Genomic DNA, 14,154 nt, shown 5'->3' with positions numbered 1-14,154 from the left:
TATACAATAAAAAATAAAGGAGATGGGATATATGGGAGAAATTTGGTATGGCGGCACCATTTACACAATGAGAGAAGAAAATGAAAAAGTGGACGCAGTTTACGTTGAAAACGGTACGATCGTTGATGTTGGAAGTAAAGAAGAGTTAGAAAACCAATATGCCGCGGTTACATTGCACGATTTAAAAGGCAAAACGATGATTCCAGGTCTCGTTGATAGCCACATGCACCTTATTGGACATGGGGAGAGATTACTTCGTCTAGATTTATCAAATTGCACATCTTATGGTGAAGTGCTTACTCTCGTTCAGAAGCAAGCGGAAGAAGCTCCAAAGGGCGCTTGGATTATTGGAGAAGGATGGAATGAAAATAACTTTACAGATACGAAAGATGTTCACGCGCATGATTTAGATGAAATTTCGAAAGACCATCCCATTTTATTAAAGAGAGTTTGTCGTCACGTTACATGGGTTAATTCATACATACTGCAAGAAGCGAACATAACAGAAGCGACGCAAGATCCAAAAGGCGGAAAAATTGGCAGGGATTCATCAAATAAGTTAACAGGGCTTTTATATGAACAAGGGCAAGAATTAATTAAACACGTTCAGCCAGAAATTGATGAAGCTTATTTGCAAAGAGCTCTGCAAACAGCGATTAAAGATTGCTGGAAATACGGACTTGTTGGCGGGCATACGGAAGATTTAAATTATTATGGTGGTTTTAGAAAAACATATAATGCGTTTTCTCACGTTATAAAAGAAATGCCATTTAAAGCCCATTTGCTCGTTCATCATGAAGTAGCACATGAACGAAAAGAATATGAAAATGAACACTATATTGAATTTGGGGCAATGAAAATTTTCTCTGACGGTTCTTTTGGCGGAAGAACAGCATTATTAAGTGAACCGTATGAAGATGCGAAGGAAACGAATGGGGTTGCGATTTTCTCACGTGAAGAACTTGCGGAATTAGTGAAGAAAGCACGAGAATTACATATGCCAGTTGCGATTCATACTATCGGTGATTTATCGCTTGAATATGTCATTGATGCACTCGAATTATATCCACCAGCAAAAGGGTTACGTGACCGTATTATTCATTGTCAGCTTGCTCGTGAAGAGTTGATAGAAAGAATGAAAAACTTGCAAGCCATTATCGATATACAGCCAGTCTTTCTTTCATCAGATTTTCCGTCAGTCATTGAAAAACTAGGCGAGCGTCGTCTTCGTTATGCGTACACTTGGAAGACGTTATTGGAAGCAGGATTACACTGCAACGGTGGCTCAGATGCTCCCATTGAACAAGTGAATCCATTTTTAGGCATATATAGCGCTGTTACACGTAGAAGTTTTATTGACGGTGTATGCTATATGCCTGAGGAGAGATTAACGATTTATGAGGCTGTTTCTTTATTTACAACAGGAAGTTCCTATGCAATCGGAAAAGAAGCGAAGCAAGGGCAAATTACAAAAGGATATGAAGCAGATTTTACAATATTAGACCGCAATATTTTTGAAATTGAGGCAGAAGAAATAAAAGAAGTGCAAGCAGAAATGACCGTAATAGATGGCCAAGTTGTCTATAGAAAAGATGAGTAAAAATATATGAGCGATTATTAAAATATATCGACTTACCGACAAAAACTGACAAGAATAACGGCCGGATAGTAAGAGATTATTGTCCGCGTCAATTGGGGTAAATAAATAACCGCAGAATTATGGAATTCCATAATTCTGCGGTTATTTTAATCTTATAAAAACGTTCTTTGTACTTTTTCCCAGAAAGAATTGTTTTTTAATTTAACTGTTTTAATTTGTTTATCGCTTAAGCGTACAACAGCTTTTTCTACTTGTTTAATGCTAAGCGCTTCGTTATCCATGCCGATAACAGGATAATCGTTACCGTCTGGTTTTAGTTTTAAAGTTAATGTACGTTCGTGATTTAAAATGAACGGTGAACCGAGCGTACGATATGTGTTGTTATTTAATGATGCTAGTTCGCTTACTTGGAAACATGGGATAAGCGGGTCAACAACTGCACCATGCAATGATTTATTGTAAGCAGTACTTCCTGTTGGGGTAGAAACTACTAAACCGTCCCCTCTAAATGTTTCGAAGTATAAATCATCAACGTGAACATCTACAACGAATGTTTTAATAATACTAGAACGTAATGAGAACTCATTTAAACAATGGAAAGATGTACTATGATCTACATCTACCTGAATTGTTGGATATTTTCGCACTTCAATTTCATTTTTTGTAATTTCTTGAAGGGCTGTATCAACGTGATCAATATGGAAATCGCAGTAGAACGAAGTTTCATCTTTCGTAGAAATCCCTGCGTATAAACAATCTTCTCTAAAACCAGTTTTACGAACGGCTTGTAAGAAAGTTGCATCATCTCCAACACTGACGATAGCGTTTGCATTTTTTGGATGATCTAATATGGTAAATCCATTCTCTTCTAAAATACGATAGATTGGTTTCATTTTTTCAACGAGCGTTGCTTTGTCATCACCATAAAAGAAAAATAAATTGCGACGATCTGCCATTATGTATCCCTCCACTGCAGTTAAATTTTCTGTTTTTCGTGCTACATATCATTAGAGTCTGTTCCTTGATGATATGTTCAAATAATATATTTCGATATAAATTGTCAAAACACCTTTTTATTTTTAGAAAAATTTTTATATTCAATCTTATAGAACTCTGTTTAATGATGCATAAAGTTGTCGATAATGGGTACGGAGTGAAAGGATGATACGTATGAAGTGGCTCGTAATTGGAATAATAATTCTTCTTCTTTTTATTTTGTTTATACTATTGTCGAAAATAAAGCTTAAGGTGACATTTTTATATTCAGAAATGGAAAAGCAATGTTTGCTTCAAGTGAAAATATGGATGATTCGATATACATTTGATGTGTTGGAAAGAATTGAAAAACAGCAGAAAAAGACAGGGCAGAAAATCGAAAAAGCTGAAGAAGACGGCGGACTCGATAATAAAATTATGGCGCAACTTGACAGCATTGGTGAACTGATAAAAAAGCTTCAAGAAGTTCATACTATTGTTAAAGATTTTCTCAAACGAGTGAAAATCAATGGTTGGAAATGGCATACACAAATTGGAGCAGGCGATGCAGCTAGTACTGGAATTGTCACTGGATATGCATGGGGGACAAAAGGTATGGTTGCTGGAGTTGTCGGACAATATATGCATATTGTCGACGTACCAGAATTTGAAATTACCCCAGTTTTTCAAGGGAAAGGATTTGCATCAAGATGCGAGTTAACAGCATCTTTTCGTATATTCCGCGCTATAAAAACTGGCGTCAAATTACTCGTCTTTATGAGAAGACAAAGATCTGGTATGGCAGAAAAATCTGTTCAAGCATAGGGGGGATATAGAATGGACCATCCAATTCAAGGTTTAATGACAACAGCAATGCAGCATTTAAAACAAATGACTGATGTAAATACAATTGTTGGTGACCCAATTAAAGCGGCAGATGGAAGCGTAATTCTTACAGTTTCGAAAGTAAGTTTCGGATTTGCTGCTGGTGGAAGTGAATTTGGTAAAGTAGAACATTCAGGCCGTCATCCATTTGGCGGGGGAAGTGGTGGAGGAGTTTCTATTAATCCTGTTGCCTTTCTTGTTATAAATGGAGATGGTGTGAAAGTATTGCATTTAGATAAACAAACACACGTCATCGATAAAATAATTGAATTAGCGCCACAAGCTGTTGATAAAGTGAAAGAAATGATGGATAAACGAAAAGAAGATGATCCAGAATTTCAAATTTAAAGAATAAAGAAGCTAATCAATAGGTTAGCTTCTTTAATTTTTTTGTAAATAAAGCGATTTTATTTGCATTATCGATAGGGACAAACTATCATTTACATTGTACATATTTTGTTTAAATAAGGGAGGATTTTCAAGTGGCAAACGTAACTTTTAAAGGTAATCCAATGACTTTAGTTGGAACAGAAGTTAAAGTTGGCGATCAAGCGCCAAACTTCCAAGTATTAGCAAACGACTTATCTCCAGTAAGTTTAGAAACATACAAAGGCGAAGTGAAATTAATTAGTGTTGTACCTTCAATCGACACAGGTGTGTGTGATGCACAAACACGTCGTTTTAACCAAGATGCAGCAGGTATTGAAAACGCAAAAGTATTAACAATTAGCGCTGATTTACCATTCGCTCAAAAACGCTGGTGTGCAGCAAACGGTTTAGAAAATGTTGTAACACTTTCTGACCACCGTGACCTTTCATTCGGTGAAGCTTACGGCTTAGTAATGAAAGAACTTCGTTTACTTGCTCGTGCAGTATTCGTAGTAGATAGCAATGACAAAGTAGTTTACGTAGAGTACGTAAGCGAAGGTACAAGCCATCCAAACTATGAAGCAGCATTAGAAGCAGCTAAATCTGCGAAGTAATGTGAAGAAAATGACCTCTTATAAAGAGGTCGTTTTTTCTCATATATTGCTCTGTAACGGCATCGATATATGAGAAAAAACGTTATATCACATATAACTAAAGGGGAGCTCTTTACAGGAGGTCGCTTTTTCTTTTTGGAAAAAATCACTTTGTGGTATGATATAAGTTATGTGTAAAAGAGAGAAGGAGGAATGTACGTGAGTCAGACAGTAGAAACATTATTTTCTATTTTTGATTCTTCTGCGGTAGTTTTACGTAAAGAATTAGATGTAACATATTTAGAGGCGCTTGTAGAAACAGGTGATAACTTGTTTGAGGGAGCGATTTTACAAGAGGAATTATCCGAATCAGCAATTGAAAGGCTGAATCGTGAATATAGTACGTTTAATGAAGAAACATATAAAGGTGAAGAAATTCGTAAAGCATTTCAGTTAGCCATCTTAAAAGGAATGAAAGAAGGCGTACAAGCGAATCACGAAATGACACCTGATGCAGTTGGTATGTTCATGAGTTACTTATTCCATAAATTTATGCAAGGTCAAAACGAGATCACAGTTTTAGATCCTGCAATTGGAACAGGAAATTTAATGACTACAGTGTTTAATAGCGCCAAAGAAGGACTAACAATGAGTGGATTTGGTGTAGAAGTGGATGAAGTGCTAATTAAACTTGCTTTAGTAAATGCAAATTTACAAAAGCATGCAATCGAATTCTTCCATCAAGATGGACTAGCACCACTTTATATCGATCCAGTTGATGCAGTCGTTTCAGACTTACCGGTTGGTTATTATCCAAACGAAATCGGTGCAAGTGAATATAAATTAAAAGCAGATGAAGGAATGTCGTATGCCCATCACTTATTTATTGAACAAAGTGTGAAACATACGAAAGAGGGCGGGTACTTATTCTTCTTAGTACCAAACTTCATTTTTGAAAGTGACCAGGCACCAAAATTACATGCATTTATTAAAGAAACATGCTTTATTCAAGGGTTATTACAGCTTCCTGTTTCCATGTTTAAAAACGAGAAAAATGCAAAAAGTATATTTGTTCTCCAAAAGAAAGGCGCTAATGTAACAATGCCAAAACAGGCATTATTAGTGGAATTGCCTAAATTCTCTAACATGAAGGCAATGGAAGACATTATGGATCAATTAAATACTTGGTTTGCAACACATAAATAAAGCTAGGTATATGTAACAGTATTAGTGATTTATGTAGTACAGTTTTATATAATATGTCATATTTTTAAATATATACAAGATTTAACTGAATTTTTTTGAAATCTGTAATATATATTTTTTCTTGGTGTTACAATTTTTTCACTTGAAATATATGTCGGACGATGTTTAAATTAAAATCGTGAGTATAAAATTTGCTAATGATGAAACGTTTTCATATTTGGTGAATTTGATCAGATAAAATCGAGCGGTTTGTGGAAACATCCACACAACTACCAAGAGAAAAAGGGGCGAAAGACTAGATGTCAAAAATCATCGCGATTAACGCAGGAAGCTCTTCCTTAAAATTCCAATTATTTGAAATGCCAAGTGAAACAGTATTAACAAAAGGTTTAGTAGAACGTATCGGTTTAGAAGATAGTATCTTCACTATTACTGTAGATGGCGAAAAACAAAAAGAAATTACAAACATTCCAGATCACGCAGTAGCAGTTAATATGCTTCTTAAAAAATTAACTGAAAACGGAATCGTTAAATCTCTAGATGAGATTGGCGGTATCGGTCACCGTGTTGTTCACGGCGGCGAAAAATTTGCTGACTCTGTTTTAATTACTGATGAAGTATTAGCTGATATCGAAGAATTAAGCGATTTAGCGCCACTTCATAACCCAGCAAACGTTGTTGGTATTAAAGCATTCCAAGAAGTATTACCAAACGTACCAGCAGTAGCAGTATTCGATACAGCATTCCACCAAACAATGCCGGAATCTGCATTCCTATACAGCTTACCATATGAGTACTATGAAAAATTCGGCATCCGTAAATACGGTTTCCACGGAACTTCTCATAAATATGTAACTGAGCGTGCGGCTGAATTATTAGGTCGTCCAATTGAAAGCTTAAGCTTACTTTCTTGTCACTTAGGTAACGGTGCAAGTATCGCAGCAGTAGAAGGCGGTAAATCTATCGATACTTCTATGGGCTTCACTCCACTTGCTGGTGTAACAATGGGTACACGTTCTGGTAACCTTGACCCTGCGTTAATTCCATACATCATGGAAAAAACAGGCCAAACAGTAGAAGAAGTAGTTAACGTATTAAACAAGAAAAGTGGTATGTTAGGTCTTACTGGATACTCTAGTGACCTACGTGACATCATTGCGAAAGAAGAAGAAGGCGACCACCGTGCGAAAGTAGCACTTGATGTATTCGTAAGCCGTATCCACAAATACATCGGTTCTTACACTGCTCGTATGAAAGGTGTAGACGCAATCATCTTCACAGCTGGTGTAGGTGAAAACAGTGCGATTATTCGTGAGCGCGTATTAGAAGGCCTTGAGTACATGGGCGTATACTTCGATGCAAAACGTAATAACGTATTCGGTGAAGAAGCATTCATCAGCTTCCCACACTCTCCAGTAAAAATTATCGTAATTCCAACTGACGAAGAAGTTATGATCGCTCGTGACGTACTACGTCTTGGAGATATTGGTTAATATATGAAAAGAAAGACGAGATCCTATAGGATTTCGTCTTTTTTCTTTTGGATGTATTTTAAAACTCCATCCGGATATAATGTTTTTTCTTTCTGAATGAATGCCGTAATAGGAATCCATTTCGCATACGATATTGTTTGCTCATCTTGTATATTCACTTTTTCCATTTCATATAGTGACGTGTCTAATAAACGTAAAGAATATAGTTGAATGATTTCATGAGCAATTTCTCGATCTAGATGAAAGACATTTTCTAAACAACCTAAATAATTGGTGATTTCTATCTCCGTATGAAGCTCTTCTTTAAACTCCCGAATAACAGTATGTGCTGATTTTTCACCAAGTTCAATTGAACCGCCAAGAGGACGATAATATATTTCGCCTTCTGTATAATATTCTTGTACGAGAAGGCGATCTTGATGTACAGCAAGACCGAAAGCTTTTGCACGTGGATACATATACAATCACTCCTTATTTGTTTTGTATAAGGACGATTATAATGTATGGTGTGATAAAAGTATCGTGTATTTAAGTGTGCGGTCTAACTGTAATTCCATCAAATAAGTCTTTCCAAAATGCTTCATTGTATTGGTATACATCCATAATAGGGCATTTTATAACGCAAATATTTTGTAATCCCCAATCTTCTTGGGTGATGGTTGGTACATCTTCAGGAATGAGTAATAGGACAGAGAATGTATGTGTAACGATTTGAGATAAAATTTGTTCTAGGGAACATGCTTCTTCATATGTTCCTCCAGTTCGAATAAATAATATGGATGCTGCTGTTTCAATTGTAGCTAGAAAACGATTAATACGATGTTCATAGTTTAACTTAATTTCTGTATAAGAAGGCCAAGAAGCTGGTGTGTTTACATCTGTTTTAAAGTCGTGGCAAGAGTCGATTTCATATAGATTATCACGGAGTCTTAATTTTGCACCATCATCCCAAAATGAGATGAAGGATAAATTTTCGAAATTTAAAAAGCGGTCAAATCGATTTTGTAATAATACATTCACTTTTTCTAATGAGGGGCTTAGCATAAAATCAATAACGCCAAAAAAAGGTGATAATTCGAATTGATATAATGCCCAAGCAGGCCAGCAGTTTTGTCCTAAGCTGAATACTGCGTTATAATTTTGTTTTAGATTGGATAGATTCATGTGATGCAACTCATCCTTTTTGCTATTATTTTATGTCGCTTATAAAGGGTATGTGAAAAGAGATATACAAGCATATTTGTAAAGAATAAGCAGAAATATGTTACAATAGAAAAAAATCGAACGAGGTGGTTGTTACGATGCGATCGAAGCGAGAACAAGCCATTTTAGACAATATAAAAGAATGGGAAGCGCAATTAGTTGAGCAAGAAGCGACCGATTTTCAAAAAGTGTTTGATAAATGGTTACATACTGCAGTTGCGAAATTACCTGAGAAAAAGCGAAAAGAATTCTTCACGAAAGCAGATGGATGGCTCTTTCATTTGCATGCATTTATTCAAAGTTCACAAGCACAGTTAGATGCACGTAATCGGATTTTAGGAACATCAAGATTATTTGATGAATCGATTGAACAGCTTGAAGATTTGAAAGCATTATCTATTGATCAATTAACATACATAGCAGAGCAGCAAACAGCACGTCATCGTCTATATTCATTTGTACAAGGCGGGGCAACAGGTGCTGGAGGTTTATTATTATTAACGGCGGATTTTCCGGTTATGATCGCGTTAAATGTGAAGGCAGTCCAACTTATTGCCACATCATTTGGACATGATGTGAACAAGCCGTATGAAATGATGCTTGCGTTAAAGGTGTTTCATGCATCATTACTACCAGGAAGACTTCAGCAATACGCATGGTACAATTTATTGCAAGAGCTGGAACAAGAAGATTCGTTCTTCTACGAAGGAGACGAAGCAGTGCTACAAACAGCTTCTACTGAGGTTGTGTTAAAACAAATTTTGAAGACATTTTTGATTTATGCTCTTCGTCGTAAATTATTCCAAGGTATACCGGTAATTGGAATGGCAATTGGATCTACAGTGAATTATCGTTTAACAAGAAACGTTACTGAATTTGCAAATAGATTTTATCAAGTGCGTCACATAGTCGAGAAAGAAAAAAGAGCATAAAAAAAGCGAGAGGCCGAAGCCTTTCGCTTTTTTAATTTGTTGCATGCTTTTTGGACATTGGAATAGATACTGGTTGCTTTTCTTCTGCTTTTGGATAATAAATTAAATCCAATGTTTTTGCCTGTACGGCAATTGAAAGAATAGTAAAAGCAATTTCTGTCCAATTTAAATAATATAATGAAAGCGCAAGAACAATCGCGTCAAAGACGAAGAAAATTTGCCCAATTGTAAAACGTGTTTTTTTACTTAATACAATTGTTAAAATATCGTCTCCACCGGTTGCACCGCCAAATCGCAATATAAAACCGAGTCCAATACCAGCTAACGCACCGCCAACTACTGCAGCTATAAATAAATTGTTTGATAAATCGACCGTAAATGGAGAATAATTTTCCATAAGAGAATAAAATACTCCGAATGAAATTGAACCTAAGAATGAATAGCCAACCATTTTTCTACCTAACAATGAAGCACATAGTAGAATAATTGGGATATCCATTATTACAGTTGAAATAGATGGTGAAATATCATAAAAATTTTGGATGAATAGTGCGATACCTACAAAGCCACCTTCTGTTAAGTGGTTTTGGAAGTGAATGTGATATAGCGCTGCTGCTAAAATAAATGAACCGATTAAAACCATAAAAACTTCTTTAATAATTTGTCGACTTTGGATGTTCCTCATCGTTATTCCTTCTTTCCGTAGTTAGTAGTCCTTTTTGTGTTGTAAACTAACTACGAGCTCACATGTAGCTTTCAGTTAGTTTACGAAAAAAACTAACTACGCTATATGTCGCTGAAGAAATAACGAATAATCCTCTCGTCCATCAATTCTCCCTACCTTCGTTTTAGTTTAAGTCTTAAAACGACTAAACAAAACGTGGAGTAGGATTCGTCATTTAGCAATCCTGCTCTTCTTTGTTTTGTTTAGCTAGTAACAATTAAGTCCTAAACAAAACGCTATGTGTAAGAAGAGTCTTTTTTTTGCCAAATTATCCTTCGGGCAATCATAATTTCCCCACTCTCGTATTTTTTTCGCTAGACTAAAGTATCTGAGCTGAAAAATACGCTACGTGTATGATTCGTCAATACGATGCCACATGCTCCTTCGAGCGATCATGATATCAAAATCCCTTCCTTCAAGATTTATACTATTATATCATACTTTTAAAAAATGTATGCGGATGGAAACCGACAATAAACGGAGGGAATCTACAAAAAATGTTATGTTTAAATATTTTTGTAGAAAAGCCTAAGTTATTTCTTACTTATTGGACAGTTTGTAACGGTTTGTCCAATAAGTAAGAAAAAAAGGGTTTTATTCCGTTGTATTCTTTTCATCACTTTTATCTTTAAAAAACGCATCCCAACTAATCACACTTAAAAAAGTTAAAGCGATAATAACGAAAGCACGCATAAGCTTTAGACCTCCTTTTGTACATAGTATATGAATCATTCGATTCGGAATGTGTCATTTTTTTACAAGTCTTAACTGTTATGAGAGTATATTAATATAGATAGATGATGGGGGAGTGAAGGTATGCTAAAAGAAATGTTCAAAAGAAAAGAATTAATATGTATTTCATGTCAGAAAAAAATTCAATATGAAGAAGAACTCGTCGCTTTTGTAAAGTTGCCGAAAGAAAGAAGTATATTAGTTGGTCCATTCGATGTATGTTTGGCGAAAACAGCACAAGAAATATATTGTAAATCATGTTACGACAAAAAAAGCATGACCCAAAGTAATTGAGGGGCATGCTTTTTTCATTGGTGTGCTTTCCCCTCAGATACATTTTGAGTGAGTCGATACCAAAGCCAAAGGTCATTAATGATGGAAGCAAGATCGGCAATTTCTGAATTTAGTTTACAAGAAACTTCGAAGTCTTCTTCGTTATTTAAATAATGTTGTTTTGTATTAATATAGTGCTCAAGTTCTTTTATACGATCAGGAATTTTCCCGCGAACTTGTTCCCATTTTAATAAAATAGCGTGTTGCATTTTTTCGGGGATATCTTCCCAATCTTCTTGTAAATGCGGAATTTCAATGCCGAGATGTTCATCGTAAAAGAAATACTTTTCCATAAGTTCACCCCCGTTTTCCTGCTTATATTGTACATAAAAACAGAAAGAAGTTCGACGGAATTGTTTGAAAAAATTTGAAAATGACTCTTGATACATTTTGTAAAAGGTGTTAAAGTGTGAATTATTATAAAAGAAAATGAATATTTATTCTTTAGGGGGATGCAAAATGGAGAAGAAAAAAGTTGTATTAGCATATTCCGGAGGTCTTGATACTTCCGTTGCAATTAAATGGTTACAAGAGAAGGATTATGATATTATCGCGCTTTGTTTAGACTTAGGGGAAGGCAAAGACTTAGCATTTGTAAAAGAAAAGGCACTTTCAGTAGGTGCAATTAAATCATATATGATTGATGTTCAAGAAGAATTTGCAAACGAATATGCATTGATGGCGATGCAAGCACACACATTATACGAAGGGAAATATCCTCTTGTTTCGGCGCTATCACGCCCACTTATCGCGAAGAAATTAGTAGAAATTGCAGAGCAAGAAGGAGCGACTGCAGTTGCACATGGATGTACAGGGAAAGGAAATGATCAAGTTCGTTTTGAAGTTTCTATTCAAGCATTAAATCCTTACTTAGAAGTGATTGCACCTGTACGTGAATGGAAGTGGTCACGTGAAGAAGAAATTGCCTATGCAAAAGAAAACGATGTACCAATTCCGATTAATTTAGATAGCCCATTTTCAATCGATCAAAACTTATGGGGACGCAGCAACGAATGTGGAATTTTAGAAGATCCATGGGCAGCACCGCCAGAAGATGCATATGAGATGACACTGGCATTAGAAGATACACCGAATAAACCAGAGTTTGTAGAAATCGGATTTGAAGCAGGCGTACCGACGACTTTAAATGGTACTGCATATTCACTTGCAGAATTAATTAAAACGCTAAATGCACTTGCTGGAAAACATGGCGTTGGACGTATTGATCACGTAGAAAATCGTCTTGTCGGTATTAAATCTCGTGAAGTATACGAATGCCCAGCAGCAATGACGTTAATTACTGCGCATAAAGAGTTGGAAGATTTAACACACGTAAAAGAAGTAGCGCATTTTAAACCAGTGATTGAACAGAAAATAACAGAACTTATTTATAATGGTTTATGGTTCTCGCCTTTAAAACAAGCGCTTCATGCATTTTTACAAGAAACGCAAAAGAATGTAACAGGTACAGTGCGTGTGAAATTATTTAAAGGTCATGCGATTGTAGAAGGACGTAAATCTGAATACTCTTTATACGATGAAAAATTAGCAACATATACTGCTCAAGATGAATTTAATCATGATGCAGCAGTTGGATTCATTTCATTATTCGGTTTACCGACGAAAGTATACAGCCAAGTGAATCAAAAGAAGGTGGAAGCGTGAGCAAACTTTGGGGCGGACGTTTTACAGAAGAAGCGGAAGCATGGGTTGAAGAGTTCGGAGCATCCATCTCCTTCGATCAACAATTAGTAAATCAAGATATAAACGGAAGTATTGCACACGTAACGATGCTAGCAAAGCAGGGCATCGTTACGAAAGAGGAAGCCGAGAAAATAAAGATAGGTCTTCAATATTTATTAGAAGAAGCGAAACAAAATAAATTGCATTTTTCAGTTGAAGCGGAAGACATTCATTTAAATATCGAAAAGATGTTAATTGAAAAAATCGGTGAAGTGGGAGGGAAACTTCATACTGGCCGAAGCCGTAATGATCAAGTAGCGACAGATATGCACTTATATTTAAAAGAAAAAGTAGAACATATTATAAAAGCTACAAAACAATTGCAGACGGTTCTTGTTCATCAAGCAGAAAATAATATTGAAACGATTATGCCTGGCTATACGCATTTGCAGCGTGCTCAGCCAATTTCATTTGCTCATCATATTCTCGCTTATTTTTGGATGTTAGAGCGTGATGTGAATCGTTATGAAGATTCGTTAAAGCGTATTAATATTTCGCCGTTAGGGGCAGGAGCGTTAGCAGGGACAACATTCCCGATTGACAGAGAATATAGTGCGGAGCTTCTTGGATTTAATGGAATCTATGAAAATAGTTTAGATGCAGTAAGCGATCGTGATTTCATACTGGAGTTCCTCAGTAACTCATCTATGCTTATGATGCACTTATCACGCTTTTGCGAAGAACTTATTTTATGGAGTAGCCAAGAGTTTCAATTTATTGAAATGAGCGATCAATACGCAACGGGAAGCAGCATTATGCCGCAAAAGAAAAATCCAGATATGGCGGAACTTATTCGTGGTAAAACAGGTAGAGTGTACGGTAATTTATTTAGTTTACTTACAGTCATGAAAGGATTACCGCTCGCTTACAATAAAGATTTGCAAGAAGATAAAGAAGGAATGTTTGATACAGTAAAAACAGTAGAAGGCTGCCTTCATATTATGGCAGATATGTTAGAAACGATGACTGTCAACAAAGAAAAAATGGGGCAAGCTGTAACGCAAGATTTCTCTAACGCAACAGAAATTGCTGACTACTTAGCAAGTAAAGGACTACCGTTTCGTCAAGCTCATGAAATTGTTGGGAAGCTAGTGCTACACTGCACACAAAAAGGAATTTATTTAGTAGATGTACCACTTGAAACGTATAAAGAAATGAGCTCGTTATTTGAGGAAGATTTGTATGAAGTTCTTTCACCGTATGCAGCTGTAAAGCGTCGTAACAGTGCTGGCGGGACTGGATTTGAGCAAATTGAAAAAGCTTTGGAGAAGGCGAAGGGGTTAACTAAAGAAGTTATTAGGAATTGAGTTGGGAAGTACGCCAATCTGTTAAAGTGTGGCGTACTTTCTTTTTTAATAGTATTTAA

15 protein-coding genes are annotated in these 14,154 nt (G+C 36.0%); 10 read left to right on the top strand and 5 right to left on the bottom strand.

The features are described from left to right. Positions 1–31 precede the first annotated feature (31 nt). Complete coding sequence (locus BAQ53_RS21970) at positions 32–1,600, top strand: amidohydrolase (RefSeq protein ID WP_208906235.1); 1,569 nt, start codon at positions 32–34, stop codon at positions 1,598–1,600. Between the two features lie 152 nt (positions 1,601–1,752). Here BAQ53_RS21970 and BAQ53_RS21965 read toward each other — a convergent pair whose 3' ends face one another. Further along, positions 1,753–2,556 carry an NAD kinase gene (locus tag BAQ53_RS21965; protein WP_000785185.1) on the bottom strand — a complete coding sequence of 268 codons (804 nt, stop codon included), beginning with the start codon at positions 2,554–2,556 and terminating at the stop codon, positions 1,753–1,755. Between the two features lie 205 nt (positions 2,557–2,761). On the opposite strand from BAQ53_RS21965, the gene BAQ53_RS21960 reads away from it, so the two are divergent. The 5 genes from BAQ53_RS21960 to ackA all read left to right on the top strand — a co-directional run bounded on the left by BAQ53_RS21960 (position 2,762) and on the right by ackA (position 7,121). Further along, on the top strand, positions 2,762–3,400 hold the full coding sequence (locus tag BAQ53_RS21960; protein ID WP_002164202.1) for a DUF2953 domain-containing protein: 639 nt from the start codon (positions 2,762–2,764) through the stop codon (positions 3,398–3,400). Between the two features lie 12 nt (positions 3,401–3,412). Next, positions 3,413–3,808: a GerW family sporulation protein gene (gene ytfJ / locus BAQ53_RS21955; RefSeq protein WP_000350003.1), complete on the top strand. Its 396-nt coding sequence runs from the start codon at positions 3,413–3,415 to the stop codon at positions 3,806–3,808. Between the two features lie 134 nt (positions 3,809–3,942). Beyond that, positions 3,943–4,443 (top strand): thiol peroxidase, encoded by a 501-nt coding sequence (gene tpx / locus BAQ53_RS21950; RefSeq protein ID WP_000024529.1) that lies wholly within the window; start codon positions 3,943–3,945, stop codon positions 4,441–4,443. 198 nt (positions 4,444–4,641) lie between these two features. Next, positions 4,642–5,628, top strand: a complete 987-nt coding sequence (locus BAQ53_RS21945) for a class I SAM-dependent methyltransferase (protein ID WP_000084367.1) — start codon at positions 4,642–4,644, stop codon at positions 5,626–5,628. A gap of 299 nt (positions 5,629–5,927) precedes the next feature. Beyond that, positions 5,928–7,121 (top strand): acetate kinase, encoded by a 1,194-nt coding sequence (ackA, locus tag BAQ53_RS21940; RefSeq protein WP_000034575.1) that lies wholly within the window; start codon positions 5,928–5,930, stop codon positions 7,119–7,121. Positions 7,122–7,144: 23 nt separating this feature from the next. On the opposite strand, the gene BAQ53_RS21935 is transcribed toward ackA, so the two are convergent. Further along, the gene (locus BAQ53_RS21935) at positions 7,145–7,579 is read right to left on the bottom strand and encodes an NUDIX hydrolase (RefSeq protein ID WP_000283502.1); all 435 of its coding nucleotides are present in this window, start codon (positions 7,577–7,579) and stop codon (positions 7,145–7,147) included. A 70-nt stretch (positions 7,580–7,649) separates the two neighbouring features. Beyond that, complete coding sequence (locus BAQ53_RS21930; protein WP_001054295.1) at positions 7,650–8,285, bottom strand: DUF1796 family putative cysteine peptidase; 636 nt, start codon at positions 8,283–8,285, stop codon at positions 7,650–7,652. A gap of 137 nt (positions 8,286–8,422) precedes the next feature. On the opposite strand from BAQ53_RS21930, the gene BAQ53_RS21925 reads away from it, so the two are divergent. Next, positions 8,423–9,256, top strand: a complete 834-nt coding sequence (locus BAQ53_RS21925) for an EcsC family protein (protein ID WP_208906234.1) — start codon at positions 8,423–8,425, stop codon at positions 9,254–9,256. Between the two features lie 31 nt (positions 9,257–9,287). Here the strand turns inward: BAQ53_RS21925 and BAQ53_RS21920 are convergent, their stop codons facing one another. Further along, positions 9,288–9,941 (bottom strand): YitT family protein, encoded by a 654-nt coding sequence (locus BAQ53_RS21920; protein ID WP_001244525.1) that lies wholly within the window; start codon positions 9,939–9,941, stop codon positions 9,288–9,290. An 855-nt stretch (positions 9,942–10,796) separates the two neighbouring features. On the opposite strand from BAQ53_RS21920, the gene BAQ53_RS21915 reads away from it, so the two are divergent. Beyond that, on the top strand, positions 10,797–11,006 hold the full coding sequence (locus BAQ53_RS21915; protein WP_000910674.1) for a hypothetical protein: 210 nt from the start codon (positions 10,797–10,799) through the stop codon (positions 11,004–11,006). A gap of 14 nt (positions 11,007–11,020) precedes the next feature. Here the strand turns inward: BAQ53_RS21915 and BAQ53_RS21910 are convergent, their stop codons facing one another. After that, complete coding sequence (locus BAQ53_RS21910; RefSeq protein ID WP_000417120.1) at positions 11,021–11,338, bottom strand: hypothetical protein; 318 nt, start codon at positions 11,336–11,338, stop codon at positions 11,021–11,023. Between the two features lie 166 nt (positions 11,339–11,504). Between BAQ53_RS21910 and BAQ53_RS21905 the strand changes: the two genes are divergently transcribed. Together BAQ53_RS21905 and argH are read left to right on the top strand one after the other, a co-directional pair. Next, on the top strand, positions 11,505–12,710 hold the full coding sequence (locus BAQ53_RS21905; protein ID WP_000412307.1) for an argininosuccinate synthase: 1,206 nt from the start codon (positions 11,505–11,507) through the stop codon (positions 12,708–12,710). After that, positions 12,707–14,095 carry an argininosuccinate lyase gene (gene argH, locus BAQ53_RS21900; RefSeq protein ID WP_208906233.1) on the top strand — a complete coding sequence of 463 codons (1,389 nt, stop codon included), beginning with the start codon at positions 12,707–12,709 and terminating at the stop codon, positions 14,093–14,095. The genes BAQ53_RS21905 and argH overlap by 4 nt, the downstream gene beginning before the upstream one ends. Positions 14,096–14,154 lie beyond the last annotated feature (59 nt).

The organism is Bacillus sp. B25(2016b), from assembly GCF_001679765.1.
Classification (GTDB): domain Bacteria; phylum Bacillota; class Bacilli; order Bacillales; family Bacillaceae_G; genus Bacillus_A; species Bacillus_A thuringiensis_K.
Note: the sequence above shows the minus strand (reverse complement) of the source record. Positions and strands in the feature narration are given on the sequence as shown.

Coding starts and splice junctions, on each gene's coding strand:
- BAQ53_RS21970 (WP_208906235.1), top strand. CDS start 32: ATGGGAGAAATTTGGTATGGCGGCACCATTTACACAATGAGAGAAGAA.
- BAQ53_RS21965 (WP_000785185.1), bottom strand. CDS start 2,556: ATGGCAGATCGTCGCAATTTATTTTTCTTTTATGGTGATGACAAAGCA.
- BAQ53_RS21960 (WP_002164202.1), top strand. CDS start 2,762: ATGATACGTATGAAGTGGCTCGTAATTGGAATAATAATTCTTCTTCTT.
- ytfJ (WP_000350003.1), top strand. CDS start 3,413: ATGGACCATCCAATTCAAGGTTTAATGACAACAGCAATGCAGCATTTA.
- ackA (WP_000034575.1), top strand. CDS start 5,928: ATGTCAAAAATCATCGCGATTAACGCAGGAAGCTCTTCCTTAAAATTC.
- BAQ53_RS21935 (WP_000283502.1), bottom strand. CDS start 7,579: ATGTATCCACGTGCAAAAGCTTTCGGTCTTGCTGTACATCAAGATCGC.
- BAQ53_RS21930 (WP_001054295.1), bottom strand. CDS start 8,285: ATGAATCTATCCAATCTAAAACAAAATTATAACGCAGTATTCAGCTTA.
- BAQ53_RS21925 (WP_208906234.1), top strand. CDS start 8,423: ATGCGATCGAAGCGAGAACAAGCCATTTTAGACAATATAAAAGAATGG.
- BAQ53_RS21920 (WP_001244525.1), bottom strand. CDS start 9,941: ATGAGGAACATCCAAAGTCGACAAATTATTAAAGAAGTTTTTATGGTT.
- BAQ53_RS21915 (WP_000910674.1), top strand. CDS start 10,797: ATGCTAAAAGAAATGTTCAAAAGAAAAGAATTAATATGTATTTCATGT.
- BAQ53_RS21910 (WP_000417120.1), bottom strand. CDS start 11,338: ATGGAAAAGTATTTCTTTTACGATGAACATCTCGGCATTGAAATTCCG.
- BAQ53_RS21905 (WP_000412307.1), top strand. CDS start 11,505: ATGGAGAAGAAAAAAGTTGTATTAGCATATTCCGGAGGTCTTGATACT.